Source organism: Streptomyces sp. B21-083 (assembly GCF_036898825.1).
Classification (GTDB): Bacteria; Actinomycetota; Actinomycetes; order Streptomycetales; family Streptomycetaceae; genus Streptomyces.
The window spans coordinates 2,353,953-2,377,745 of record NZ_JARUND010000002.1; the positions used below are offsets into that span (position 1 = coordinate 2,353,953).

Here is a 23,793-nt window from a genome sequence, read left to right on the forward strand (position 1 = left end):
GTGTCGTCACAGAGCGTCACGACCGAGCTACGGGGGAGGTAGTCATGGATTGTCGTGCCGGCGATCAGGGCTACGAGGACAGTCGGGATGAGCAGAGCTCACAGAGCGGTGAAGGTTATGAGGAGGACGGGCAGCGGTACGTCTCCTTGGCGGGGCTGCGGGCTCGCGGGTGGACCGGCGGGATGGTGCACCGGCTGCTCGGCACTCCGGACCGGCTCAGCGTCAATCCACGGCTGAGGGCGGCGCCGCAGGTCCGGCTGTACCGCGTCGAGCGGGTCGACGCGGCCGAGCGGACCGACGAGTTCCGGAGGGTGGCGGCATTCTCGGCACGGCGATCGGAGGCGGTGCGCGGCGCGGTACGCCGCCGACGTCTGGAGGTTCTGGAGCGCATCAGGACCGAGCCGATCGAGGTACCGCGTCTGGATCCGGGCAAACTCGCCCTGCGGGCGGTGGAACACCGGGCACGACGGGAGGCGGCGGCCGGCTGCCGGATCGAGCTGACCGACGACAACTCGGCGCAGGACACGGGCCGCGTCCAACGCGCCTCTCTCGCCCCCTGGAAAGTCGACTACCTACGACATCGGATGAGTCACTACGACGGCCTCCTGGACGGTCTGCCGGGAGGCGAGCGGGACTCAGGCCGGGCCGAGGCCACGGAACTGCTCCGCCGACGGATCTGCGCGGCCATCGCCGAGGCGTACCCGCCACTTGAACAGGAGTGCGAGAGGCAGACGCGCGACCAATGAGCGGGTCCACCGCCAAGGTGAATCCCCAGGTGAGATCCCCTCCCGGGCCGGACGTGCACCCTGTCCACGTCCCTACGCTCCGGCCATGGAAGATGATCTCGCCCTGCGCGTGCACGAACGTCTGACGGCGGGCCCCGGCCTACGCCCGGTCGGGGCCGCCGAAGGACACCGGTTCGGCCTCTGGGACCTGGCCTCACTCGCCGAGGGCGCCCTCGGCGAGTGCGCCGACCCGGACTCGTTCACGGCCTCGCACGAGAAGCGGTTGCGCCTTCGGCTGGGGGCGACCGGGCGGGAGTACGCGCACAACGACGACTACCGCAGGAGGTACTGGATCCGGGACCCCACCGAGCACAGGGAAGGCGGCCGGCCGAGGGGACCGCTCGGGACTGTCGCCGTGGACACCTGGCCGAGCGGCGTGGGCTCGCTGCGCGTCTCGTCGCTGTACGTCCATCCCGTCGCCCGCCGACGCGGCCTCGCCTCGTCGACGCTGGACACGGTGTACGAGGCGTGCCGCGCCGAGGGCCTGCACGGCTTCCGGCTCGACACGTGCTGGACCTGGCAGCGGAGCGTTCGCTACTACCTCAACCGGGGCCTGTGGGTGACGTCGTGGAAGCACGCGCTCGGGCTCGCCCGGCTGTCGTACCTGCCCAGGTACGAAGTCAGGGAGACCGAGGGCGAGTTGACGTTCCTGGTGGCGGATCCGGAGGCGTGCGCACCCGGAGTGACGGTCCCGCTGCTCGTCGCCGATACCCGCGACGGGCGGCTGCGGTTGCGGGAGACCGAGCAGTACGCCCGTACCCGCGACGAGCTGAACGCCGTCCGGTACTACGCACGGTCGACACTCGCCCTGCATCTCGCCGTGCGCGGGCTGCCGTTGGTGAGAGGGGAGGAGGAGTGGGCCGAGGCGCTCGCGGGCCGATGGTGCGACATCGGCGACCCGGAGGGTCTCGCGCGGAAGATCGACGTCTTCGAGCAGGTGGCACGCGACGACGGCTGGCGACTGACAGGCCTGTACGGCCGGTCGTCCCACTCGCGCCACGACTGACACCTACCCGCCCTTACCCGCACGTACCCACGACACGGACGGACCGGACATCGGCCGCCGTACGACCACGACAGCGCGCACTCAACGGAAATCCAGGTGCGCCCGACACCCGGCATTCCGCATGATCGGCAGGTTGTCCTGTGGGCGCGCCTCGCGTCCGCTCCGTCCGTCCTCCATCCGCCGTCCAGCACTCACCTCTCTCGGAGCCCGCCATGCTCAAGCGCGTCACCGTCCCCGGTCTGTTCCCGCCGCCCACGTACTCCCATGCGTCCGTCGTCGAGGCGGGCACGCGTCTCGCGTTTCTCGCCGGCTCCGTGCCGCTGGACGCGGAGGGGCAGATCGTCGGCGTGGGCGATCCGGTGCGGCAGGCGGAGCAGGTGATCGCCAATCTGGGCGAGCAACTCCGGGCGGTGGGCAGCGACTTCGCGCATGTCCTGGCGACCGATGTGTATGTCGTGAGCGGCGAGCCGGAGGTACTGGGCGCCGTCTGGGAGGTCGTCGAGGCGTCCGGCCTGTCCACCGGACCGCATTCGTCGACCCTGATCGGGGTGGCCTGCCTCGGGTACTCCGGACAGCTGGTGGAGATCACGGCGACGGCCGCCGTCCCGTAAATCCAGGTGCGTTCGGTACGGCACCTCTGCCAGGCTCCGCCCCCGTGACCCCCTCAGCCCCCGCCCCGAAGATCACCCTCCGCCGCGCGACGGCCGACGACGCCGGTGCCGCGGCCGACGTGCTGTTGCGGTCCAGATCCGCCGCCCTACCCACGGTCGGCTGGCCACGGTCCGACAACGAGGTCCGCGACTACTTCCGGGACGTGGTGGTGCCGCACCGCGAGACCTGGATCGCGGAGGCGCCGTACGGGGGCGGGACGGTCGGTGTGCTGGTACTCGCCGGTGACGAGGTGTCCCAGTTGTATCTGCTCCCCGACTGGCGTGGGCACGGCATCGGTGACCTCTTCGTCGCCCTCGCGAAGGAACGCAGCCCGGGCGGGCTGACCCTGTGGACCTTTCAGGTCAACAAGCCCGCCCACCGCTTCTACGAGCGCCACGGTTTCGTCGCCGTCGAGCACACCGACGGCAGCGAGAACGAGGAGCGTGAGCCGGACGTGCGGTACGTCTGGCAGCCGAACCGCGCATAGGGGCGGCGGGCCCGGGCTCACTGCCGTGCGTTGCGGGCCAGGTCGAGGGCGCTTGCGCCGCCCACCTCTGCCCGGCCGGCGGCCCGACCCGGCAGGTGCAGTCGGACTCGCCCGGCCGTCCGAGCCACGGCCGGGCGTCGAACCACGCGTGACGGTGACCGTCCTGGGCGGCCTCCCCAAGCCCCCGGAGTCCCCCGGTCACCGGCGCTCCCGGCCCGCGGCACGTCACCCACCGCGCCGCCCCGACCGCACCCCACCGGCGCCATGAAGCTCCCGCCCATGAGCCGCTCCCTCACTCCGCCGGTCGCCCCCACCCCCGTCTCTTGGGCAACGGCTTCGCGTAGCTCCCCGCCCGGCTCGTCGTCAGCCCCAGGGCGACCAGTGACTCCGCCAGCTTGACCGCCGCGCCCACCCCGTCGACCACCGGCAGCCCCAGCTTCTCCCCCACCGCCCGCTGCAGACCGGTCATCCCCGCGCAACCCAGGACCAGTACCTCGGCCCCCGCCGCCACCGCCCGCTCGGCCGCCGCGACGAACGCCTCCTCGGTGCGCCGGTCGTCGCCGAGTTCGAGGACGCCGAGGCCGGTGCCGACGACGGCGGCGCAGTTCCGGCCGACGCCGGCGATGTCGAGGCTGTCCTCGATCTGGCCGCACGAGCGTTCGAGGGTGGTGACGACCCCGTAGCGCCGCCCGAGCAGACACGCGAGGTGCGCGGCGGCCTCGGTGATGTCGACGACGGGTACGTCCATCAACTCCCGTACGCCTTCCCGCCCGTGCTCACCGAACCCGGCCATGACGACGGCGTCGCAGGGGCCCTCGTACGTTCGCAGCGTGTCGAGGACGGCGGCGGCCGAGAGGTAGCTGTCGAGCCAGCCTTCCGCCGACTCGGGGCCCCACCCGGGGGTGAGACCATGCACGGAGGTGCCGGGGCCTGCGGCGGCCCGGGCACCTCGTACGATCTCCTCGGTCATCGTCCGCGTCGTATTGCAGTTGGTGACGACGATCCGCACGCTCAGCCCGCCGCGGACGCGGTATCGGAAGCGGATGACGTTTCGGCTCCGACCGACTCGGCCCGCTCGTCCCGGCACAGGAGCGCGTACAGCCCCGCCGCCAGCGCCGTGCCGATGAACCACGAGTACGGGGCCACATCATGGAAGTCCTTCACCAGGGCGAGCACCGCCGCGACACCGGCCGCGGGCAGAAAGGCCCACAGAGCCTTGGGATTGACGCCCTTGCGGTAGTAATAGCGCGATCCGGGCTCGCCGTTGAAGAGTTCGTCGACGTCGATGCGGCCCTTCTTGACCCAGAAGTAGTCGAGCATGATCACGCCGAACAGCGGTCCCAGGAAGGCGCCGAGACCGCCGAGGAAGTACTGGACGACCGTGGGGTTGGAGAAGAGGTTCCACGGGGTCACCACCAGCGCGGCCACCGTGCTGATCATTCCGCCGATCCTGAAGCTGATCTTCTGCGGCCAGACGTTGGCCAGGTCGTACGCGGGTGAGACGAAGTTGGCGACGATGTTGACGCCCATGGTGGCGACGGCGAAGGTCAGGGCCGCCAGGACGAGCACCCAGGTGTTGCCGACCTTGGCGACCAGCTCCGCCGGGTCGGTGATGGCCTCGCCGAACACCTCGATGGAGCCGGCCGTGACGATGACCGAAACGATCACGAAGGCGGTCGAGTTGAAGGGCAGTCCCCAGAAGTTGCCGCGCTTGACGGTCTTGTAGTCGGGCGCGAAGCGGGAGAAGTCGCAGAAGTTGAGCATCAGCGTGCCGTACGTGGCGATGATCAGCCCGATCGCGCCGAACCACTGCCGCCACTGCTCGCCGACGGAGACCGGGTGCGGGGTGGAGGTGAGCGAGATGGTCCAGCCCGCCTTGGAGAGGACCCAGACGGCGAGCGCGATCATGACCAGCCAGATGGCCGGACCGCAGAAGTCCTGGAACTTCCGTACGGACTCCATGCCCTGGCTGATGATCAACGCCTGGATCAGCCACAGCGAGACGAAGGAGAGCCAGCCGAGCGCGTCGAGCCCGAGGAACGAGCTGTGCGTCCAGGATTCGAGGTTCGGCCAGGCCGCGAGGAGCATGACGTTGACGGCGACGGAGGCCAGGTAGGTCTGGATGCCGTACCACATGATGGCAATGACGGCCCTGATGAGCGCGGGGATGTTGGCGCCCCAGACGCCGAAACTGATCCGGCTGATGACGGGGAACGGGACGCCGTGCCGCTGGCCGATCCTCCCCATCCAGTTCATGCCGACGTAGATGATCACGAAGCCTACGAGGAGGGAGGTGAAGATCTGCCAGACGTTCATGCCGAGGACCAACAGGCCGGCCGCGAACGTGTAGTTGCCGAGGTTGTGGACGTCCGACATCCACATCGCGAAGAGGTCGAAGACCTTCCAGTTGCGCTTGCCCGCAGGCGCGAGGTCCTCGTTGGTGAGCCGGGGATCGGGGACGAAGGCTGGGGTACCGGTGACTTCGGCACGGTCGGCTAGGGACACGGTGACTCCAGGGGCGAGGGGACGAGGGCGGCGGGGGTGGGGGGATGGAGGAGCGAGAGCGGATTTTTTTGGTATACCAAACTGCCGCCATGGTCCCTCCGTCAAGAGTCCGGTCCGATATCCGCTCTGTTACGGCTCCGTAAATCACCCCCGGGTCGGCGAAGATGGGGCCATGACGAAGATCGAACCGCTCGGAGCGGTGCGCGAGCGGGTCCTGGCCGCCCTGCGGGAGGAGATCATCGCGGGCGGGCTCGGACCCGGGGACCGGCTCGTCGAGCGCGAGCTGGCCGAGCGTTTCGGGGTCTCCCGGGTCCCCGTCCGCGAGGCGATCCGGGCCCTGGTCGCCGAGGGCTTCGTCCTCTTCGAGACCCCGCGGCGGTCGGTCGTACGCCGTCTCACCCGGACCGACGTGGCCGAACTCTTCGAACTGCGCGAGGCGTTGGAGGTCTACGCGTCCGGCCTCGCCGCGACCCGCGCGACCTCGGCGGACCTGGCGGAACTGGCGGAACTCCTCGACCGGGCCGCCGCGGCGACTGCGGCGGACGACGCCGAGACCATCACCGACGTCAACACCCGCTTCCACGACCGCATCCTGGCCACGGCCGGCAACAGCCTGCTGATCTCGGTCATGGAACCGGTCGACGGCCGACTGCGCTGGCTCACCCGCCGCAACGAGGAGTGGCCCCATCTGCTCACCGAACACCGCGAGTTGTACGACGCGATCGCGTCCGGCGACCCGGCGCGGGCCCGCGCCCACGCCCTGACCCACGTCCAGGCCAACCACCGCTCGACGGTACGGCACCTCTTCGGAACGGAAGGCGACCTGTGAGCGCCCGTACGGTGATCGGCGCCGCCCGCACCCGCCCCTGCACACTGGTCGTCTGCCGTGGCTGCTGCTGCGGCGACCCGCGCAAGTACCCCGGCTACGACCATGACTGGCAGCTGGACCGGCTGCGCGCGGCGGCCACGGCCTCCGCCGGACGCCTCGCGGTCCGTACGACGGACTGCCTCGGCCCCTGCGACCAGGCGAACGTCATCGTCGTACAGCCGTCCGGCGAGGGCCGCAGGCGTGGCGGGAAAGCCGTGTGGATCGGCTGGTCGATGGGCGACGACTGCACCGACGAGATACTCCGCTGGGCGGAGGCGGGCGGCCCGGGAGTCGCCCCTCCCCCACCCTCGCTGGAACTACAGTTCGTCCAGTCCTCGGGCGAGCGCACCCGGGACCGCACCCGACGTAGTCGCTAGCCGACAGCAGACCCCCACGGCTCAACCGCGGGCGGCGTACCGGTCCGTGGACGCCACCAGCTCGTCCACCATGCCGGGCGCCCCCGCGTTGTGGCCCACCTCGTCGACGACGATCAACTCACTGCCGGGCCAGGCGTGATGGAGCCGCCACACCGTGCCCAGCAGGTTCCCGGGGTCGAGGCTGCCCTGGACGAGGGTGCCGGGGATGTTCTTCAGCAGGTGGGCGTCGCGCAGTACGACGCCGTGCGCGCCCTCGTTGCCCTCGCCCAGGAAGTGGTCGGCGCCCCAGTAGTGGGTGACGGTCCGGGCGAAGCCCATACGGAACACCGAATCCTCGTATCGCGGTACGGAACGGGGCGGCGCCGGGACCATGGCCGTCTCCCAGTCGGTCCACGCCCGCGCGGCGCGCTCGCGCACCTCGGGGTCGGGCGACTCCAGCAGCCGGTTGTACGCGGCGGCCAGGTTCCCGTCCCGCTCATCCTCGGGCACCCCGGCGCGGAACTTCTCGAACCCCTCGGGGAACAGTTGCCCAAGTCCCCTGGTCAGCAGGGCCACTTCGGCGTCGGAGCCGGTGGCGACGGCGGTGAGCACCAGCTCGGACACGACCTCCGGATGCGTCTGCGCGTACCGCAGCCCGAGCACCGATCCCCACGACACCCCCCACACCAGCCACCGCTCGATCCCCAAGTGCCGCCGCAGCAGCTCCAGATCGGCGATGATGTGGCCCGTCGTATTGACGCTCATATCGGTGTCGTACGCGCTCGCGTGCGGTGTCGAACGCCCGGCGCCACGCTGATCGAGCAGCACGATCCGATACGCGGCCGGATCGAAGTACCGCCGGGAGAACGCGCTCGCCCCGGACCCAGGCCCACCGTGCAGGAACACCGCCGGTTTGCCTCGCGGGTTGCCGCAGACCTCCCAGTAGACGTGGTTGCCGTCCCCGACGTCGAGCATGCCGTGGTCGTACGGTTCGATCTCCGGATACAGGCCCATCAGGGCAACGTAACGCGCGTACGCCGGTTCGGTCGCGCGAATTTCGAGCGGGCGCCGGTCCTGGCGCCGGCGCGCTCACCGCTCATGCGGGAGGCCGGCCGCGCTCGCCGCGTCCCGCAGCACATCCCGGAGCATCGCGGGGGTGAGGCGGCCGGTGAAGGTGTTGCGCTGGCTGACGTGGAAGCAGCCGAAGAGGCGCAGCCCGTCGCCGAGCGTGACCCGCGCCCCGTGTCCGAAGGCGGGGCGCGGACGAGGCACGCTCCAGCCGGCCGCGTCGAGGGCGGGCAGGGCCGCCTGCCAGCCGAACGCCCCGAGGACCACGACGGCCCGCAGGGTCGGCCGCAGCAGCTCCAGTTCGCTCACCAGCCACGGCCGGCACGCGTCCCGCTCCTCGGGCGTCGGCTTGTTGGCGGGCGGGGCGCAGTGCACGGGCGAGGTGATGCGTACGCCGTACAGTTCGAGCCCGTCGTCGACGCTCACCGAGCCGGCCTGCGAGGCGAGCCCGACGTCGTGCAGCGCCGCGTACAGCACATCTCCGGAGCGGTCCCCGGTGAACATCCGGCCGGTGCGGTTCCCGCCGTGGGCGGCGGGCGCCAGCCCGACGATCAGCAGCCGGGCGTCCGCCGGCCCGAACCCCGGCACCGGCCGCTCCCAGTAGTCCCAGTCCGCGAAGCCGGCCCGCTTGGTACGGGCGACCTCCTCCCGCCAGGCAACCAGCCGAGGGCAGGTCCGGCACCCTGCGATCCGCTCGTCGAGCCCCGAGAGACTGGTGTCCATACGTCCACGGTAGAGCGGCCGGGCAGGAGCGTCGGACCATGGTCGCCACCAGGGACCAGAAAACCCGTCCGGGCCGTCCGGCCCGGAGCAGTAATCCGGAGTACTAAGGTCGAGGGCATGGCATCTGGCAGGGCTCCCGAGGACGCGGACACCGAAGGCAGCGCGCACACCGAGGACGGCACCGTGGCAGGCTCCGCGCCGGCCTCCCCTGCGGTGGCCGCGGCCGACGCCGCCCGTCCGGCGAGCGGTGAGAGCGTCCGTATCGACAGCTGGATCTGGTCCGTGCGTCTCGTCAAGACCCGTTCCATGGGCGCGAGCGCCTGCCGAGGCGGCCACGTACGCGTCAACGGCGAGCGTGTGAAGCCCGCGTACGCCGTGCGTGTCGGCGACGAGGTTCGCTACCGCCACGCCGGTCACGAGCGGATCGTCGTGGTGAAACGTCTGATCCGCAAGCGGGTCGGAGCCCCGGTGGCCGTCGAGTGCTACGTCGACAACAGCCCTCCGCCGCCGCCCCGCGAGGCGGTCGCCCCGGCCGGCATCCGCGACCGCGGCACGGGCCGCCCGACGAAGCGTGACCGCCGCGAGATGGAACGCCTCCGAGGCATCACCGGACCCGACGACGACTCGTAGCGGCCGCAAGGTTCCGTCTCCGCACAAAGCCCTCGGGGGTGCGACCTCGCACGGCCCCGGGGACGCGGCAGCGGCGTCCGGCAGGGTCCCCATGACCCGCCGAACGCCACCCCAGCCGTACGCCGGCACCTCACGCCCGTCGCCGCAGCAGCCGCAGCAGGTCAGCGTTGTGTCCTCGGCGGGCCCAGGCGATGAGGGTGAGCGGCACGATGAGGATCAGGGGCGTCGCCGCGTACTGCCCGTCGAAGACAGTCACCTGCACGACGAACGCGCCCACCATCAGCGCGCTCAGTGCCACCGCGGCCACCGACTGCAGCACCGGAATCAACAGCGCGACCCCTCCGGCCAGTTCGAGCAGTCCGATGGTGTACATCCCCGCGCTGCCCCAGCCCATCTTGTCGAAGGACTCGACGGCCGACGGGTGCGCGATCAGCTTGGGCAGCGCGCTCGCGAACCCGTAGAACAGCGCCAGCACCACCTGAAGCGCCCGCAGCGCGATCCTGGCGCGCCGCCCACGAGCGGACACGGACTTGGCGGAAGCGACCTGTGTGGTGGACGCGTCGGCGGTGAGGGACGTGACGGGAGCGGTGGTCTCGGACATGGAGGTCTCCTGTGTGAAGCGGTTCGTTCGCGTTGCTGTCACAGAGGTAGACCATCCGCCGGCCCAGAACTCAGCGGAAGCGACCTGTGTGGTGGACGCGTCGGCGGTGAGGGACGTGACGGGAGCGGTGGTCTCGGACATGGAGGTCTCCTGTGTGAAGCGGTTCGTTCGCGTTGCTGTCACAGAGGTAGACCATCCGCCGGCCCAGAACTCATCGGCACCCGGCGGGACTTCTCAGACCGGACCAAGAGCCTGGTGCGGCCCGTCGGGAAGCTCGACCTTGACCGTGTCCCCGGGACACACCTCGCCTCCTTCCGTCACGATGCTCATGATTCCGGCCTTGCGGACGACGTTCCCGGCGGCGTCCCGTCCGACCATCCGTTTCAGCAGCCCGCCCTCGAAGTGGTCGATCTGCGGACAGGGGTTGCGCAGGCCGGTCACCGTCAGCACCACGTCGTCGCCGATGTGCAGCAGGGTGCCGACCGGAAGCGCGAGCAGATCGACCCCCCGGGTGGTGATGTTCTCGCCGAGTTGGCCGGGAGCCACCTCGAACCCTTCCTCACCGACCTCGGTGAAGAGCTCCTCGTGGATGAGATGGACCTGGCGCAGATTCGGCAGCGTGGGGTCCTTCGCCATCCGCGATCGATGCTTCACGGTCGTCCCGGCGTGCACGTCACCCTCCACGCCGAGCCCCGCCAGCAGTCTGACGCTGTCCCTGTTCGGCTTGCTGAACGAATACCCGCCGTTGCTGCTGACCGCCACCACTGTGCCGCTCATCCCCAGAACCCCCTGCCTCATGTCTCCCGGTGCGTTACACCCTTCCCCTACCCACTGACCGCCCTCACCCAGACCCCGTCCTCCGTCAGATACCGGTCGACCCTCAGCCCCGCCTCCCCCAGAGCCTCCTCGAACTGCTCCGGTGTCAACGGCCGGGCCAGGAAGGTCTGGGTCCACACCGCGTCCGGGAACTCGTACTCCGCGCGCACCGAGTTGACGCCGTCCCCGACCGGCTCCGACGACACCAGCCGTATCGTGGAACCACTAGGGCCGACCCGCTCGCGGGGCAGGTTCGTGTGGTAGTCCGCGCCCTCCCGCTGGATCAGCACCTGCCCGCCCTCCGCCAGATGCCGGGCACAGGTGCGCAGCAGCCCCCGCCGCACCTCGGGATCCCCGGCGTGCACGAGGAAAGACGCGAGCATCACCACGTCGAACTTCTCTCCCAGATCGAGATCCTCGATCGGGCCGCATATCGTGCGCGCTCCCCGGACGCGCTCCAGCATCTCGGCCGACTCGTCGACCGCCGTGACCGTGAATCCGCGCTCCAAGAGCGGATGGGTCATACGTCCCACGCCACTGCCCAGCTCCAGAATGTGCGCGCCTCCCGGCGCCGACGCGGCGATGATGTCGGGCTCGTCCCCGATCGGCAGCCGCGAGTAGAGCTCGACCGCGCAGCCGTCCGGGGTGATAGCACCGGGTCCCGTGCCCTCATGTCCTTCACGCATTTCCAGTCGCATGCCCGTACAACGGCCCGCGGCCGCACGGGCGTTCCGGCCCTGCGTCTGTTCACCCGTTCGAGTCAAACCGGCGGGAGCGGGAACCATCCGTGCCCGATGTACCAGTGGCCGCCCGCCCGCAGATGGTCCCCGACGGCCCGTTCCACCGTGGTCCGCCGGGGCAGCTCGGCGACCGGAAGGTCCGGGTCCCCGAACACGAACTGGACCGGTTCGGTGTCGGCCGGCTCTCCCGCCTCCGGCGCGATCCGGAAGCGTTCCTGGAACCGCACGATGTTGGAGTCCGCACCCAGATACCGCTTCAGCTGCGGATCCAGCAGCCAGGAGTGACAGACCCCGACCGTGTACCGCTCCCCCGGAAAATGCCGCGCGAAGAAGTCGAGGGCAAGATCCAGGGACCGGTCGCAGGCGGCCGCGGACAGCGGTCCGTGGAAGTCGGGGATGTGCACGCTGAGGCACATGGCGTCGGCGTCCAGTGCCAGGCCGGTGGCGGCGAGCAGCCCCGCCGCCCGCTCTCCCACGCGTGCCCGCTGGAACTGCAGCCGCCCCAGCTGGAACAGCTCCCCGTGAAAATGCAGGCGGAGCCACCATGGGGCCTGGGCACCGCCCCGGCCGTGCCTTCTGCGGTGCGCCGCCATGTTCCGCCCGACGTCGGCGAGCGTACGGCGGGACACCTCGGACGGGACCCCCAGGGCATGGTGATGGGCGCGTACGCGGGAAAGCGCCGCGACGTACACGTACACGGCGAAGTACCGGCCCAGCGCGGCCGACGCCCCGTCCACCCGTCCGTCCACCCGCCCCTCCGCTCGGCCGGTGAACAGCTCCGCGATCCGGCCGTCGGGCCAGGGCGCCGCCCCGCCGACCTCGCCCATGTTCCGGACCAGCCCCTCGACGCATTCCTCCAGGAGTCGCATCGCGGCGGGGTCACGGGTCAACAGGCTCCGCAGTGCGACCAGTTCGTTGATGTCCTCATGGGGTACGGCCAGGTCGAGCAGGATCTCGGGGAGGTCGTCGGCGTCCGGCAGCACGGTGTGGTTCTCCCTCGTCGTCTTGTAGGCCGGCGGCCCGGCCTACGGCCCTTGGTCAACGTCCGGCGCGAAGAGTACGTTGCAGAGAGGAGTAGTGGTCCTGATGCGTACAGGCAGTGAGCCCATGACAGCGCGCAGTGCTCTGCGGGCGCGGCTGTGGCTGAGCGTGTGGGGGCTGGTCTGGGCGATCGCGGGAACGGCCGCGTTCGCGCTCGCCGGGCGTCCCGGGTGGGCGGCTGCCTGCGGTGTGCTGTGGCTGGTCGTCACGGTCGACATGACCATGATCCTGCGGCACATCCGACAGGGCCCGCACTACCAGCCCGGCCCCGACATCCCGCCGTACCGGCCCCCTGAACAGCACGGCCGATGACCCCGCGCGCGTGTGCGCTGACCGAAGTCGAACCGTCCACCGCCGAGGGCTCAGGACGGCGAGTCGTCGAAGCGCGCCGCTTCCAGAAAGCGCGGGTTCGGGTCGAGTGCCGCCGCCAGCCGGAAGTGGCGCTTGGCCTGGTCGGGGCGGCGCTGGCGCTCGTAGGTGCGGGCGAGCGCGTAGTGCGCGAACGCGTTGTCCGGCTCGCGCTCCAGGACGATCGTGAACTCGAGCTCGGCGGGGCGCAGTTGGGCGGCGGCGAAGAAGGCACGCGCGCGCAGCAGCCGGGCGGCCGTGTTCTCGGGGTGCGCGGCGATCACGGAGTCGAGCAGTTTCACCGCGCCACGGGGATCGCGGGCTTCGAGCAGTCGCTCGGCCGCGCGGAAGTCGATGACATGCGTCTCCGGAGTACGTCCGGTCCATCCGCTGGTCTCGGGCACGGCTGAGTCCTTCCCTCACTACGGCGGTTCAACGCCAGGACGCGGCAACGCTATTCCCGCGAGGCGCGCGTCCTGCGCACGAGTTCCGCCCATACGTCCGTTACACGCTGTTCCAGGTCGCGCAGCGGTACGTCGTTGTCGATGACGACGTCCGCGATCTCCAGGCGCTGCTCGCGGGTGGCCTGGGCGGCCATGCGCGCGCGTGCGTCGTGTTCCGTCATGCCGCGCAGCCGGACCAGCCGGTCGAGCTGGGTTTCGGGGCTGGCGTCGACGACGATCACCAGGTCGTACAGCGACTTGAGGCCGTTTTCCGCAAGCAGCGGCACGTCATGGATCACGACGGCATCGTTCTCGGCGGCGGCTTCGAGAGCACGCGAACGGGCGCCCACCAAGGGGTGCACGATCGAGTTGAGCACGGCGAGCTTCTCCGGGTCGGCGAAGACGATCGAGCCCAGCCTGGGCCGGTCGAGGCCGCCGTCCTCGGCGAGCACCTCCGTACCGAAGGCGTCGACGACCGCAGCGAGGCCCTCGGTCCCCGGCGCGACGACCTCGCGCGCGATGCGGTCCGCGTCGATCAGGACGGCGCCGCGCGCGACGAGGAGCCGCGACACCTCGCTCTTGCCGGCCCCGATGCCGCCGGTCAGGCCCACTGTCAGCATGACCGGCAGCTTAGGGCCTGGCACTGACAGCGGATGCGACAGGGCGCCCGTGCGGGCTCGCCCCCTGGCTGGTCGGCCGTCGGCGGCTCAGCCCTCACCCTCCCGCTCCGCGAGGAACCGCTCGAACTCCAGGCCGATCTCGTCGGCGGACGGGATGTCGACGGGCTCCGCGAGCATGTTGCCCCGGCTCTCGGCGCCCGCAGCCGCGTCGTACTGGTGTTCAAGACCCTGAACGAGGGCGACGAGGTCCTCGTCACCCTCCTGGATCTGACGGTCGATCTCCGTCTGGGTGCGGTGGGCGTCCGTGCGCAGCGCGTGCGCGATGCCGGGCAGGACCAGACCGGTGGCGGCCGTGATGGCCTCCAGGACGGTCAGGGCGGCGTCCGGGTACGGGGAGCGGGCGATGTAGTGCGGGACGTGCGCGGCGACACCCAGGACGTCGTGGCCGGCCTCCATGAGGCGGTACTCGACGAGCGACTCGGCGCTGCCGGGAACCTGCGCCTCCTCGAAGGGGCTGCGGTGGCCCGGCACCAGTTCGTTGCGGTTGCCGTGCGGGGTGAGGCCCACGGGGCGCGTGTGCGGGACGCCCATGGGGATGCCGTGGAAGTTCACGGCGAGGCGGACACCGAGGCGCTCGATGATCTGCTGGACGGCCACGGCGAAGCGTTCCCACTCGACGTCCGGTTCGGGTCCGGACAGCAGCAGGAAGGGCGCCCCGGTGGCGTCCTGGACGAGCCGCACGTCGAGCGTGGGGACTTCGTAGTCGGTCCACCGGTCACGCTTGAACGTCAGCAGCGGGCGGCGCGCGCGGTAGTCCACGAGCCGGTCGTGATCGAAGCGGGCCACCACTTGGTGGGGCAGCGTGTCGAGCAGCCGGTCGACGATCTGGTCGCCGGTCTCGCCCGCGTCGATGTACCCATCGAAGTGGTAGAGCATGACAAGACCGGCCGACTCCTGCGCCAGCGCCATGTCGACGACGGCCAGGCCTTTCGGCTCCCATGCGTACAAACCCTGCGGATCAAGCACTGTGACCGCTCCTCCTCGTGTTCGTACTGCACAACGTGAAACGGAGCGCGGGCATTCCCGCCCGACATCCGCTCACAGGTACGACTTACCCGCCTGGGACTCGCGCATGACCGCCGGACGGACACCACGCGCGCGGGGAGCGCTGTTAGGGCCGGGCGTCGGTGTGCCTGAGCCGGTCACCACTGAAGTGCCCTTGCCCGGCGCACTCGTTGTCGGGCAAGCCCCCCAAGGGCCGGTTACGTTCGGCCAGTTGCGGCCGGCAGCGCACAACACCGAGGGGCCCGCACCTTGTGGGTGCGGGCCCCTCGACTTTCTACCAGCTGCTATGCCTCAGCGGCAGCGATCAGCTCTGGCCACCGGCCAGCTTCTCGCGGAGCGCCGCAAGGGCCTCGTCCGACGCCAGGGCACCGGACGTGTCGTCCGACTCCGAGGAGTACGAGCCGCCGCCACCGCCGGAGGCGGCCGGAGCCGCACCCGTGGTGCTGGTGCCCTCGGCCTCCGCCTGAGCGTCGGCCTCGCGGGACTTGATGACCTGAGCCTGGTGCTGCTCGAAGCGCTGCTGCGCCTCGGCGTACTGGTTCTCCCACACCTCACGCTGGGATTCGAAGCCCTCGAGCCAGTCGTTGGTCTCGGGGTCGAAGCCCTCGGGGTAGATGTAGTTGCCCTGGTCGTCGTACGACGCGGCCATGCCGTACAGCGTCGGGTCGAACTCGACCGAGGCCGGGTCGGAACCGAAGGACTCGTTGGCCTGCTTCAGGGACAGCGAGATCCGGCGACGCTCAAGGTCGATGTCGATGACCTTGACGAAGATCTCGTCGTTGACCTGGACGACCTGCTCCGGGATCTCCACGTGGCGCTCGGCCAGCTCGGAGATGTGGACCAGACCCTCGATGCCCTCGTCCACGCGGACGAACGCACCGAACGGAACGAGCTTCGTGACCTTACCGGGGACGACCTGACCGATCTGGTGCGTCCGGGCGAACTGCTGCCACGGGTCTTCCTGCGTCGCCTTCAGCGACAGGGAGACACGCTCGCGGTCCATGTCGACGTCGAGGACCTCGACGGTGACTTCCTGGCCGACCTCGACAACCTCGGAGGGGTGGTCGATGTGCTTCCAGGAGAGCTCGGAGACGTGCACGAGACCGTCGACGCCACCCAGGTCCACGAAGGCACCGAAGTTGACGATCGAGGAGACGACGCCGGAGCGGACCTGACCCTTCTGCAGGGTCGTGAGGAACGTCTGGCGCACCTCGGACTGGGTCTGCTCGAGCCAGGCGCGGCGGGACAGGACCACGTTGTTGCGGTTCTTGTCCAGCTCGATGATCTTCGCCTCGAGCTCCTTGCCCACGTAGGGCTGGAGGTCGCGGACTCGACGCATCTCGACGAGGGAGGCCGGCAGGAAGCCACGGAGGCCGATGTCGAGGATGAGACCACCCTTGACGACCTCGATGACGGTACCGGTGACGATGCCGTCCTCTTCCTTGATCTTCTCGATGGTGCCCCAGGCGCGCTCGTACTGGGCGCGCTTCTTCGAGAGGATCAGGCGGCCTTCTTTGTCCTCCTTCTGGAGAACAAGGGCTTCGATCTCGTCGCCGACCTTGACGACCTCGTTCGGGTCGACGTCGTGCTTGATCGAGAGCTCACGGCTCGGGATGACACCTTCGGTCTTGTAACCGATGTCGAGGAGAACCTCGTCCCGGTCAACCTTGACGATGACGCCGTCGACGATGTCGCCATCGTTGAAGTACTTGATCGTCTCGTCGATAGCGGCGAGGAATGCTTCCTCGTCACCGATGTCGTTGACCGCAACCTGCGGAGTGGTGGCGGTGATCTCGGTGCTGCTCGTCATGTGGGAAAGGGCTCCGGTACGGACAGAGAGTCGTAGGTACTGCTTACGCCGGGAGCCCGTTTCGCTCTGCAGAAGGCCGGACAGCCAAGGAAGCGCCACACCAGGACCCGAAGATCCGGTGGCGCCTCGACAACCGAGGGGACATACATACAGATGCGAGCGCAACCTGCTACGTCTGAGGTGCGCAGGCCCGCAGCGCAACTTGTAGCATACGGGGGCAGCCGGGCAGGGTCAATGCGCGAAGGCGCACACCCGGGGCGGATCACCGCATACCCGGCACAAGAGGTGTCTCAGGAGGCCACGAGGGCGTGATGACGCCCCATGGGTGACGACCTCAGGGGACAGGTCGGGCGGAAGAGCCCGCACACTAATACGAGGGAGCCGATCATCCAAGAGCCCGAGTTGTTTGAGCCGGAGGCCACCCGGCGGTCCGCCGGAGTCACCGAGAGCTCCCGGGCCAACCGGGGCTGGTGGGACCGGAACGCGGACGACTACCAGAACGAGCACGGCACCTTCCTCGGCGACGACCGTTTCGTCTGGTGCCCCGAGGGCCTGGACGAGGTGGAGGCCGAACTCCTCGGCCCGGTCGAGGACCTCAAGGGCAAGGACATTCTGGAGATCGGCGCCGGCGCGGCCCAGTGCTCACGCTGGCTGGCCGCCCAGGGTGCCCGCCCGGTGGCCCTGGACCTCTCCCACCGTCAGCTCCAGCACGCCCTGCGGATCGGGGGCAACGTCCCTCTGGTGGAGGCCGACGCGGGCGCCCTGCCCTTCGCGGACGGCTCCTTCGACCTGGTGTGCTCGGCCTACGGGGCCATGCCCTTCGTCGCCGATCCGGTGCTGGTGCTGCGCGACGTCCGCCGGGTGCTGCGCCCGGGCGGGCGTTTCGTCTTCTCGGTGACGCACCCGGTCCGCTGGGCGTTCCCCGACGAGCCCGGCCCCGAGGGCCTGTCCGTCTCGGGTTCGTACTTCGACCGCACGCCGTACGTCGAGCAGGACGACGACGGCGACGCGGTGTACGTCGAGCACCACAGGACGATCGGCGACCGCGTCCGGGACGTCGTCGCGGGCGGTTTCCGCCTGATCGACCTGGTCGAGCCGGAGTGGCCGGCCTGGAACACCTCCGAGTGGGGCGGCTGGTCCCCGCTGCGCGGCAACCTCATCCCCGGAACGGCGATCTTCGTCTGCGAGCGCGACTGAGACGACCGACATCGAAAGCGCCCTCCACGCACACGTGGAGGGCGCTTTCCGTGGACGTACGACACTGGGGGGCGTGATCCGTTACGACGCCCTGGACGTCCTGCCCGTACGCGGCGCCCTGCCCGACCTGACCGACGCGCTCGACGCGCACGGTGCCGCCGTCCTCGTGGCGCCGCCCGGGACCGGCAAGACGACGCTGGTGCCGCTGGCGCTGGCGGGGCTGCTGCAGGCCGGCGAGCCGGTGCGGCGGGTCGTGGTCGCGGAGCCGAGGCGGATCGCCGCGCGGGCGGCGGCGCGGCGGATGGCGTGGCTGCTGGGCGAGCAGGTCGGCGGGAGCGTGGGGTACACCGTGCGCGGAGAGCGGGTGGTCGGGCCACGCGCGCGCGTGGAGGTCGTCACGACCGGTGTGCTGCTGCAACGGTTGCAGCGGGACCAGGAGTTGCCGGGCGTCGACGTCGTCGTGCTCGACGAGTGCCACGAACGGCATCTGGACGCCGACACGACGGCGGCGTTCCTGGTCGACGTACGGGCGGCGCTGCGCCCCGAACTGCGGCTGGTGGCGGCGTCGGCGACGACCGACACCGAGGGCTGGGCGGGTCTGTTGGGGGGCGCGCCGGTGGTCGAGGCCGCAGGTGTGTCGTATCCGGTGGAGGTGGTGTGGGCGCCGCCGACGCGTCCGGTACGGCCCCCGCACGGTATGCGCGTCGACCCGGCGTTGCTGACGCAGGTGGCGTCGGTTGTCCGGCGGGCGCTGGCCGAGCGGGCGGGGGACGTCCTGTGTTTCCTGCCCGGCGTCGGGGAGATCGCGCGCGTGGCGAACCAGTTGCGGGACCTCGGGCCCGCCGTGGAGGTGCTCCAGGTGCACGGGCGGGCACCGGCGGCGGTGCAGGACGCGGTGCTGTCGGGCGGGGCGGGCCGCCGGGTGGTGCTGGCGACGTCCGTGGCGGAGTCGTCGCTGACGGTTCCGGGGGTGCGGGTGGTCGTGGACTCCGGGCTGGCGCGGGAACCGAGGGTGGACCACGCGCGCGGGCTGAGCGCGCTGACGACGGTACGGGCCTCGCAGGCTGCCGGGCGGCAGCGGGCCGGGCGGGCGGGGCGTGAGGCGCCGGGCGCGGTGTACCGCTGCTGGGCGGAGGCCGAGGACGCCCGCCTGACGCGCTTTCCGTCTCCCGAGATCAAGGTGGCCGACCTGACGGCGTTCGCCCTCCAGACGGCCTGCTGGGGTGATCCCGACGCCTCCGGGCTGGCGTTGCTGGATCCGCCGCCGGGCGGTGCGATGGCGGCGGCCCGGGCGGTGCTGACGGCGATCGGCGCGGTGGACACGGCGGGGCGGCCCACGGACCGGGGTGTGCGTATGTCCCGCCTCGGCCTGCACCCCCGGCTGGCCCGCGCCTTGCTGGACGCGGCGCCGGTGGTGGGCGCGGCCCGGGCCGCCGAGGTGGTCGCGCTGCTGAGCGAGGAGCCGCCCCGGGAGTACGGCGACGATCTGGCGGCGGCCTGGCGTGCGGCCCGGCGCGGGAACGACGCGTACGCGGCCCGCTGGCGGACGGAGGCCCGCAGGCTGCGCTCGGCGGCGCCGGACGCCGTGCGTCACGAATCCGCCGACGGCGACGCCGCGGCTGCCGGGGACGACCGTGCGGTCGGGCTCGTCGCCGCGCTCGCCTTTCCCGAGCGGGTCGCCAGGGCTCAGGGCGGTTCGTATCTGATGGTGTCCGGTACCCGTGCCGAGGCCGGTGAGGGTTCGGCTCTGCGGGGCGCCCCCTGGATCGCGGTCGCCGTGGCGGACCGGCCGGTCGGGGCCGGGCACGCGCGCGTGCGGCTCGCCGCCACCGTCGACGAGGACACCGCACGGTCGGCGGCCGGCGCCCTGCACGCCACGGGCGAGGAGGTCCACTGGGCGGACGGGGACGTCGTCGCCCGGCGGGTCGAGCGGCTCGGGGCGGTGGAACTGGCGGTGCGCCCCCTGCGAGAGCCCGACCCCGTACTCGTACGCGAGGCACTTCTTGAGGGCCTGCGGCGGGACGGGCTCGGGCTGTTGCGGTGGTCCGCGGACGCCGAGACCCTCCGGCAGCGGCTCGCCTTTCTTCACCTGCGACTGGGTGATCCATGGCCCGACGTATCCGAAAGCGCCCTCCACGCGCGTGTGGACGCCTGGTTGGAGCCCGAGCTGAGCCGGGCACGGCGGCGGGCCGACCTCGGGCGGATCGAGGCGGGGCAGGCCCTCAACCGGCTTCTGCCGTGGGCCTCGGGGCAGGCCGGGCGCCTTGAGGAGCTGGCGCCCGAGCGGCTGGCGGTACCGAGCGGGTCCAGAATCCGGATCGACTACTCCGATCCCGAAAGACCCGTGCTCGCCGTGAAGTTGCAGGAGATGTTCGGACTGCGGGAGTCGCCCGCCGTGGCCGGTGTACCGATCGTCGTCCATCTGCTGTCGCCCGCCGGGCGGCCCGCCGCCGTCACCGCTGATCTCGCCTCGTTCTGGAAGGACGGCTACAAGGGCGTTCGCGCCGAGTTGCGCGGCCGGTATCCGAAGCATCCGTGGCCCGAGGACCCGGCGACCGCCGAGCCGACCCGGCACACCAACGCGCGGCTCAGGCGGTGACCGGCTCGGGGGCCGAGGTCTCCGTGGGGACGGGGTCGGCGGGCCTGCGGCTTCGGGCCTCCAGCCAGAGGGCGAGGGCCAGCAGGAGCACGCCCAGGGTCAGGAAGCCCCAGGGAAGGTACGAGGTCAGCATCAGGACCAGTACGCGCTGGGACTTGACGAGGGCGACCGTCGACTCGATGTAGTCCTCGCGCATTTTCACGTGTCCGGAGAAGGCCGTCACCTTGTCGCGCCCCTCCAGGAGAGAGCCGCCGCGCAGTTCCTCCTGGTGGATCTCCTCGCCGTAGACGGGCGCCCCGGTGACCGGTTCCACCCAGAACTTGCGGACCGTGGTGTACCAGCGGGTCATACCGGTCGCGGCGACAGTCGCCGCGGTGACGCCCTTGATCGGCAGGTCCCTGGGAAAGGGAACCTTCGTCCACGGGATGGTCTGCTCGAAGTAGTAGACCGAGACGCCGCGGAAGTCCTGCGTGCCCTTGTAGTGGATGGGGGCGGTCGTCCGTGACTGCGCGTCGAAGTACTCGTAGTCCCGTTTCTCCGTCAGGAAGGGCCACTTGAACTCGATGCCCTCCCGCTTCACCGGCTCGCCGTCGACCATCTCCCCGGTGGCGTGCACGGGTTCCTGGGTGTGCGCGTCGAAGATGTAGCGCTCGGGGATCTTCGAGACCATTTTCCCGTCGGGCCCCTGGATGTAGGAGAGGCCGTCCCAGACGACCACGTCCCGCCCCGCCGTCTTCTCGATCTTCTCCGAGGCCTCGACGTTGCCCTTGAGGGTCTGCACGATGGTGACCTTGGAGACCTTTTTGGCGTGTAGCGAGTCGTAGTCGAGAAGGGTCGCGTCCTTCGCCTCCAGGACCATGTCCGTGTACTGGTTCGCCGGGACCTTGGCGAGGCGCGGGAAGGCGTACCAGCGCATCAGCGGGGACAGCGCCGCGAAGAACACGGCGAGGGCGAGCAGGATCAGGCCGGACTTTCGGCGCATCTCGGCCTCCCTCCCAAAGAGGTACGGCGGCTACGGATGTGGCGGGACGGTCGTGAGCAGCGGCTTCGGGGACGTCGTGCCCGTCGGCGTGCCCAGGGTCGTGATCGTGAGGACGAGCGCGAACGCGAGGGCGAGGCCGGTCGCGGCGGCGATCAGGGCTCGCATAGGGGGCCTCCCCGGCTGCCGGCGGTTAGCTGATGGGGTGTCAGGTCGGGGCACCGTAGCAACGGTCGGCCAAGATGAGAACAACTCGTACGCACGAAAGCGGCACCCCTCGCCGTGAACGGGGTGCCGCTGTCCTGCGTATGAGCGCGTGACGGCTGAACGAGTACGACGGCCTACGCGCTCGGGGAGGCGGAGGCCGAGGGGCCGGCCGACTCGGTCGGAGCCGCTGGTCCCGCCGATTCCGTCGGGGTGGGTGCCGCCGTCACCGTCAGCTCGACGGTCAGGGTTGCGCCGCCGGTGGTGGTGATGCGGAGCAGGAAGGTGCCGACCGTGTCGTCCGCGTACAGCTTGGGCAGCTTGAGCAGGCCGTTCGCGTCCGTTTCGAGCCCCGTGAGGGTGCGGACCGTCTTGCCGTCCGCGTCCTTGAAGTAGGGGCCCTTGGTGTTCACGGTCGCGTCGTCCGCCGAGGTGACCAGGGTCGCGGTGGCCGCGACGTTGTCCGCGAGGGCGCCGTCGTACGTCGCCCTGACCTCGACCTGGTCGGCGAACTCGCCGCCCGCCACGCAGGTGAGGGCGGTGGTGCCGGTGCGGGCGAGGGTGTCGGCGGCGCGGGCGGTGACGGTGGCCGTGTAGTCGACGCCGGTGACCGTACGGCCGACGACGATCGCGCGGACGGTGAAGTCGCCTGTCTTCTCGCCCGCCTTGAGCGCGGGCGCGACGGCGACTCCGGTGCTGCCGGTGACGACCGTGGCGACGCTCTCACCGCCGGTGAAGGTGGTGTCGGTGTCGCCGACGACAGTGAATCGGATCCTGACCTTGCCGACCGCCTTGCCGTCGGAGGTCTCCGCGCGGGTGCTGATCTTCTTGGTGAACGCGTCCCCCGCCATCGCGGTGAGCTTGGCGGTCCCCGCGTCCTCCAGGTGGTCCACCGTGTCGGTGGGCGTGGGTGTGGGGACCGGGGTCGGGGTCGGCACCGTGGGTTTGCCCGGCTTCGCCGGGGCCGGGGTGCTCGTCCCCGGTGTGGTCGTCCCCGGCTTGTTCGGGGCGGGCCTCGGCGTCGTCGTGTCCGGTGACGGAGTGGGGCTCGCCCCGGAGTTGCCGTCGCTGCGGCCCGCGGGCAGCGTGCCCGTGCCGTCCGGGACCTCGTGGATGCCCTTGCGGTAGTACTCCAGCCACGACAGGACGAGGTTCAGGTACTCCGTCGAGTTGTTGTAGCTGAGGATCGCCCGGTCGAGGTCGGCCTGCGTCGACAGGTCCCAGCCGAACCGGCACAGGTAGTGGCCGGCGGCGAGGGCCGCGTCGTAGACGTTGTTGGGGTCCTTCTTGCCGTCGCCGTTGCCGTCGCGGCCCGCCCACGCCCAGGTGGACGGGATGAACTGCATGGGCCCGACGGCGCTGTCGTAGCTGCTGTTGCCGTCGTAGGCGCCGTTGTCGGTGTCCTTGATGAGCGCGAAGCCGTTGCCGTCGAGCTGCGGGCCGAGGATCGGGCTGGTCGTGGTGCCGTTCGCGTCGACCCGGCCGCCACGGGCCTGACCGGACTCGACCTTGCCGATGGCCGCGAGGAGCTGCCAGGGCAGGTTGCAGCCGGGCTTGGCCGTGCCGAGCGCCGCCTCGGCCTTCTTGTAGGCGTCGAGGACGGTCGCGGGTATGCCGGCCTCGGCCTCGCCGCGCGAGACAGGCGTGCCGATGGCCGACGACTGCGTCGGGCTCGGACTGGGGTTCGGGCTGTGGAGCGGCGGAAGGTCCGTGTAGTACGGCGAGTTGCCGGTCGCGCTCGCGCTGTCGTCGGTCGTCACCTCCGACGTGGGCTGGGAGTCGCTGGCGGTCCGTCTGCCCTGGTCGTCGACCGTCGCTCCCGGGGCCTGGGACGCGGACAGAGCCGCGACCGCGAGCGCGGCCACGGCGGTCGTCGCCGCCCCCTTGCGGAGCCTCCTGCCGATGTACGCCGCCATACAGAGAACCCCTCCCGCGGGCGACAAGTCGCCCTGTTCCGCCTGTTTTCGCCCGGTCCCGGCCGATCTCGGCCAGCCCCGACCGATCTCGGTCAGTCTTGCGAATCGGCCATTTCGCCCGATTCCACGCCTTGTTCGTGCGTTACGCCTTCATTACGCGCCCGTGTTCGTCCGTGCTCCCCAGCAGTCCGACCCAGGCGACCCTACGACAACTTGTGTTGCGCGAACACCCGTTCGTGCCCGATATTCACCGATTGACCAACTGTGATTCTGCCGTGTCGCGCGGACCCGGGTGGCCCGCATGCGTCTTTTCCCGCACCTCTCTACTGACCCGT

At 70.6% G+C, this 23,793-nt stretch carries 25 protein-coding genes; 10 read left to right on the top strand and 15 right to left on the bottom strand.

The genetic code is table 11. From position 1 onward, the window contains the following. The first annotated feature begins 44 nt into the window (after window positions 1–44). The 4 genes from QA861_RS34525 to QA861_RS34540 all read left to right on the top strand — a co-directional run bounded on the left by QA861_RS34525 (window position 45) and on the right by QA861_RS34540 (window position 2,929). The gene (locus tag QA861_RS34525; RefSeq protein WP_334592609.1) at window positions 45–746 is read left to right on the top strand and encodes a hypothetical protein; all 702 of its coding nucleotides are present in this window, start codon (window positions 45–47) and stop codon (window positions 744–746) included. Between the two features lie 85 nt (window positions 747–831). Further along, complete coding sequence (locus tag QA861_RS34530) at window positions 832–1,791, top strand: GNAT family N-acetyltransferase (protein WP_334592610.1); 960 nt, start codon at window positions 832–834, stop codon at window positions 1,789–1,791. A gap of 212 nt (window positions 1,792–2,003) precedes the next feature. Beyond that, window positions 2,004–2,402: a RidA family protein gene (locus tag QA861_RS34535; RefSeq protein ID WP_334592611.1), complete on the top strand. Its 399-nt coding sequence runs from the start codon at window positions 2,004–2,006 to the stop codon at window positions 2,400–2,402. 44 nt (window positions 2,403–2,446) lie between these two features. Further along, window positions 2,447–2,929, top strand: coding sequence for a GNAT family N-acetyltransferase (locus tag QA861_RS34540; protein WP_334592612.1), 483 nt, complete (start codon window positions 2,447–2,449; stop codon window positions 2,927–2,929). A 292-nt stretch (window positions 2,930–3,221) separates the two neighbouring features. Here the strand turns inward: QA861_RS34540 and QA861_RS34545 are convergent, their stop codons facing one another. Both QA861_RS34545 and QA861_RS34550 read right to left on the bottom strand, forming a co-directional pair. Further along, on the bottom strand, window positions 3,222–3,938 hold the full coding sequence (locus QA861_RS34545; RefSeq protein WP_334592613.1) for an aspartate/glutamate racemase family protein: 717 nt from the start codon (window positions 3,936–3,938) through the stop codon (window positions 3,222–3,224). Window positions 3,939–3,940: 2 nt separating this feature from the next. Further along, entirely contained in the window at window positions 3,941–5,434 is a 1,494-nt protein-coding gene (locus tag QA861_RS34550; protein WP_334592614.1) for an NCS1 family nucleobase:cation symporter-1, read from the bottom strand. Window positions 5,435–5,606: 172 nt separating this feature from the next. Here QA861_RS34550 and QA861_RS34555 point away from each other — a divergent pair, with 172 nt between their 5' ends. Both QA861_RS34555 and QA861_RS34560 read left to right on the top strand, forming a co-directional pair. Continuing rightward, entirely contained in the window at window positions 5,607–6,263 is a 657-nt protein-coding gene (locus QA861_RS34555) for a GntR family transcriptional regulator (protein ID WP_334592615.1), read from the top strand. Continuing rightward, on the top strand, window positions 6,260–6,679 hold the full coding sequence (locus tag QA861_RS34560; protein WP_334592617.1) for a (2Fe-2S) ferredoxin domain-containing protein: 420 nt from the start codon (window positions 6,260–6,262) through the stop codon (window positions 6,677–6,679). The genes QA861_RS34555 and QA861_RS34560 overlap by 4 nt, the downstream gene beginning before the upstream one ends. A gap of 21 nt (window positions 6,680–6,700) precedes the next feature. Here QA861_RS34560 and pip read toward each other — a convergent pair whose 3' ends face one another. Continuing rightward, complete coding sequence (gene pip / locus QA861_RS34565; RefSeq protein ID WP_334592618.1) at window positions 6,701–7,672, bottom strand: prolyl aminopeptidase; 972 nt, start codon at window positions 7,670–7,672, stop codon at window positions 6,701–6,703. Between the two features lie 75 nt (window positions 7,673–7,747). Beyond that, complete coding sequence (locus tag QA861_RS34570; protein ID WP_334592619.1) at window positions 7,748–8,449, bottom strand: uracil-DNA glycosylase; 702 nt, start codon at window positions 8,447–8,449, stop codon at window positions 7,748–7,750. Window positions 8,450–8,566: 117 nt separating this feature from the next. Here QA861_RS34570 and QA861_RS34575 point away from each other — a divergent pair, with 117 nt between their 5' ends. Further along, window positions 8,567–9,079, top strand: coding sequence for an RNA-binding S4 domain-containing protein (locus QA861_RS34575; protein ID WP_334592621.1), 513 nt, complete (start codon window positions 8,567–8,569; stop codon window positions 9,077–9,079). 130 nt (window positions 9,080–9,209) lie between these two features. Here the strand turns inward: QA861_RS34575 and QA861_RS34580 are convergent, their stop codons facing one another. The 4 genes from QA861_RS34580 to QA861_RS34595 all read right to left on the bottom strand — a co-directional run bounded on the left by QA861_RS34580 (window position 9,210) and on the right by QA861_RS34595 (window position 12,219). Further along, entirely contained in the window at window positions 9,210–9,680 is a 471-nt protein-coding gene (locus tag QA861_RS34580) for a DoxX family protein (protein ID WP_334592622.1), read from the bottom strand. A gap of 234 nt (window positions 9,681–9,914) precedes the next feature. Then, window positions 9,915–10,457: an MOSC domain-containing protein gene (locus tag QA861_RS34585; RefSeq protein ID WP_334592623.1), complete on the bottom strand. Its 543-nt coding sequence runs from the start codon at window positions 10,455–10,457 to the stop codon at window positions 9,915–9,917. A gap of 47 nt (window positions 10,458–10,504) precedes the next feature. Next, entirely contained in the window at window positions 10,505–11,182 is a 678-nt protein-coding gene (locus QA861_RS34590) for a class I SAM-dependent methyltransferase (RefSeq protein WP_334592624.1), read from the bottom strand. A gap of 74 nt (window positions 11,183–11,256) precedes the next feature. Further along, entirely contained in the window at window positions 11,257–12,219 is a 963-nt protein-coding gene (locus tag QA861_RS34595) for an acyltransferase domain-containing protein (RefSeq protein ID WP_334592626.1), read from the bottom strand. A gap of 103 nt (window positions 12,220–12,322) precedes the next feature. On the opposite strand from QA861_RS34595, the gene QA861_RS34600 reads away from it, so the two are divergent. Then, on the top strand, window positions 12,323–12,589 hold the full coding sequence (locus QA861_RS34600) for a DUF6343 family protein (RefSeq protein ID WP_334592627.1): 267 nt from the start codon (window positions 12,323–12,325) through the stop codon (window positions 12,587–12,589). A 50-nt stretch (window positions 12,590–12,639) separates the two neighbouring features. Here QA861_RS34600 and QA861_RS34605 read toward each other — a convergent pair whose 3' ends face one another. The 4 genes from QA861_RS34605 to rpsA all read right to left on the bottom strand — a co-directional run bounded on the left by QA861_RS34605 (window position 12,640) and on the right by rpsA (window position 16,563). Then, the gene (locus QA861_RS34605) at window positions 12,640–13,029 is read right to left on the bottom strand and encodes a tetratricopeptide repeat protein (RefSeq protein WP_334592628.1); all 390 of its coding nucleotides are present in this window, start codon (window positions 13,027–13,029) and stop codon (window positions 12,640–12,642) included. 50 nt (window positions 13,030–13,079) lie between these two features. Continuing rightward, window positions 13,080–13,688 carry a dephospho-CoA kinase gene (coaE, locus tag QA861_RS34610; RefSeq protein WP_334592629.1) on the bottom strand — a complete coding sequence of 203 codons (609 nt, stop codon included), beginning with the start codon at window positions 13,686–13,688 and terminating at the stop codon, window positions 13,080–13,082. Window positions 13,689–13,775: 87 nt separating this feature from the next. Further along, window positions 13,776–14,714, bottom strand: coding sequence for a PAC2 family protein (locus QA861_RS34615; RefSeq protein WP_334592630.1), 939 nt, complete (start codon window positions 14,712–14,714; stop codon window positions 13,776–13,778). Window positions 14,715–15,057: 343 nt separating this feature from the next. Next, entirely contained in the window at window positions 15,058–16,563 is a 1,506-nt protein-coding gene (rpsA, locus tag QA861_RS34620) for a 30S ribosomal protein S1 (protein ID WP_006381002.1), read from the bottom strand. 321 nt (window positions 16,564–16,884) lie between these two features. Between rpsA and QA861_RS34625 the strand changes: the two genes are divergently transcribed. Both QA861_RS34625 and hrpB read left to right on the top strand, forming a co-directional pair. Beyond that, a complete protein-coding gene (locus QA861_RS34625; protein ID WP_334592632.1) occupies window positions 16,885–17,760 on the top strand; it encodes a class I SAM-dependent methyltransferase in 876 nt (291 codons plus the stop codon). Between the two features lie 73 nt (window positions 17,761–17,833). Continuing rightward, window positions 17,834–20,359, top strand: coding sequence for an ATP-dependent helicase HrpB (hrpB, locus tag QA861_RS34630; RefSeq protein WP_334592634.1), 2,526 nt, complete (start codon window positions 17,834–17,836; stop codon window positions 20,357–20,359). Here hrpB and pgfA read toward each other — a convergent pair. The 3 genes from pgfA to QA861_RS34645 all read right to left on the bottom strand — a co-directional run bounded on the left by pgfA (window position 20,349) and on the right by QA861_RS34645 (window position 23,458). Further along, the gene (pgfA, locus tag QA861_RS34635; protein WP_334592635.1) at window positions 20,349–21,341 is read right to left on the bottom strand and encodes a cell envelope lipid trafficking protein PgfA; all 993 of its coding nucleotides are present in this window, start codon (window positions 21,339–21,341) and stop codon (window positions 20,349–20,351) included. The genes hrpB and pgfA overlap by 11 nt on opposite strands. Window positions 21,342–21,371: 30 nt before the next feature. Then, complete coding sequence (locus QA861_RS34640) at window positions 21,372–21,506, bottom strand: SPW_0924 family protein (protein ID WP_334592636.1); 135 nt, start codon at window positions 21,504–21,506, stop codon at window positions 21,372–21,374. A 173-nt stretch (window positions 21,507–21,679) separates the two neighbouring features. Then, on the bottom strand, window positions 21,680–23,458 hold the full coding sequence (locus QA861_RS34645; RefSeq protein WP_334592637.1) for a lytic transglycosylase domain-containing protein: 1,779 nt from the start codon (window positions 23,456–23,458) through the stop codon (window positions 21,680–21,682). Between the last annotated feature and the right edge of the window lie 335 nt (window positions 23,459–23,793).

Excerpts from the sequence above, each read along its gene's own strand:
- QA861_RS34525 (WP_334592609.1), top strand. The coding sequence starts at position 45 with ATGGATTGTCGTGCCGGCGATCAGGGCTACGAGGACAGTCGGGATGAG.
- QA861_RS34530 (WP_334592610.1), top strand. The coding sequence starts at position 832 with ATGGAAGATGATCTCGCCCTGCGCGTGCACGAACGTCTGACGGCGGGC.
- QA861_RS34535 (WP_334592611.1), top strand. The coding sequence starts at position 2,004 with ATGCTCAAGCGCGTCACCGTCCCCGGTCTGTTCCCGCCGCCCACGTAC.
- QA861_RS34555 (WP_334592615.1), top strand. The coding sequence starts at position 5,607 with ATGACGAAGATCGAACCGCTCGGAGCGGTGCGCGAGCGGGTCCTGGCC.
- pip (WP_334592618.1), bottom strand. The coding sequence starts at position 7,672 with ATGGGCCTGTATCCGGAGATCGAACCGTACGACCACGGCATGCTCGAC.
- QA861_RS34570 (WP_334592619.1), bottom strand. The coding sequence starts at position 8,449 with ATGGACACCAGTCTCTCGGGGCTCGACGAGCGGATCGCAGGGTGCCGG.
- QA861_RS34575 (WP_334592621.1), top strand. The coding sequence starts at position 8,567 with ATGGCATCTGGCAGGGCTCCCGAGGACGCGGACACCGAAGGCAGCGCG.
- QA861_RS34580 (WP_334592622.1), bottom strand. The coding sequence starts at position 9,680 with ATGTCCGAGACCACCGCTCCCGTCACGTCCCTCACCGCCGACGCGTCC.
- QA861_RS34585 (WP_334592623.1), bottom strand. The coding sequence starts at position 10,457 with ATGAGCGGCACAGTGGTGGCGGTCAGCAGCAACGGCGGGTATTCGTTC.
- QA861_RS34590 (WP_334592624.1), bottom strand. The coding sequence starts at position 11,182 with ATGCGTGAAGGACATGAGGGCACGGGACCCGGTGCTATCACCCCGGAC.
- QA861_RS34600 (WP_334592627.1), top strand. The coding sequence starts at position 12,323 with ATGCGTACAGGCAGTGAGCCCATGACAGCGCGCAGTGCTCTGCGGGCG.
- coaE (WP_334592629.1), bottom strand. The coding sequence starts at position 13,688 with ATGCTGACAGTGGGCCTGACCGGCGGCATCGGGGCCGGCAAGAGCGAG.
- rpsA (WP_006381002.1), bottom strand. The coding sequence starts at position 16,563 with ATGACGAGCAGCACCGAGATCACCGCCACCACTCCGCAGGTTGCGGTC.
- QA861_RS34625 (WP_334592632.1), top strand. The coding sequence starts at position 16,885 with ATGGGTGACGACCTCAGGGGACAGGTCGGGCGGAAGAGCCCGCACACT.
- pgfA (WP_334592635.1), bottom strand. The coding sequence starts at position 21,341 with ATGCGCCGAAAGTCCGGCCTGATCCTGCTCGCCCTCGCCGTGTTCTTC.
- QA861_RS34640 (WP_334592636.1), bottom strand. The coding sequence starts at position 21,506 with ATGCGAGCCCTGATCGCCGCCGCGACCGGCCTCGCCCTCGCGTTCGCG.
- QA861_RS34645 (WP_334592637.1), bottom strand. The coding sequence starts at position 23,458 with ATGGCGGCGTACATCGGCAGGAGGCTCCGCAAGGGGGCGGCGACGACC.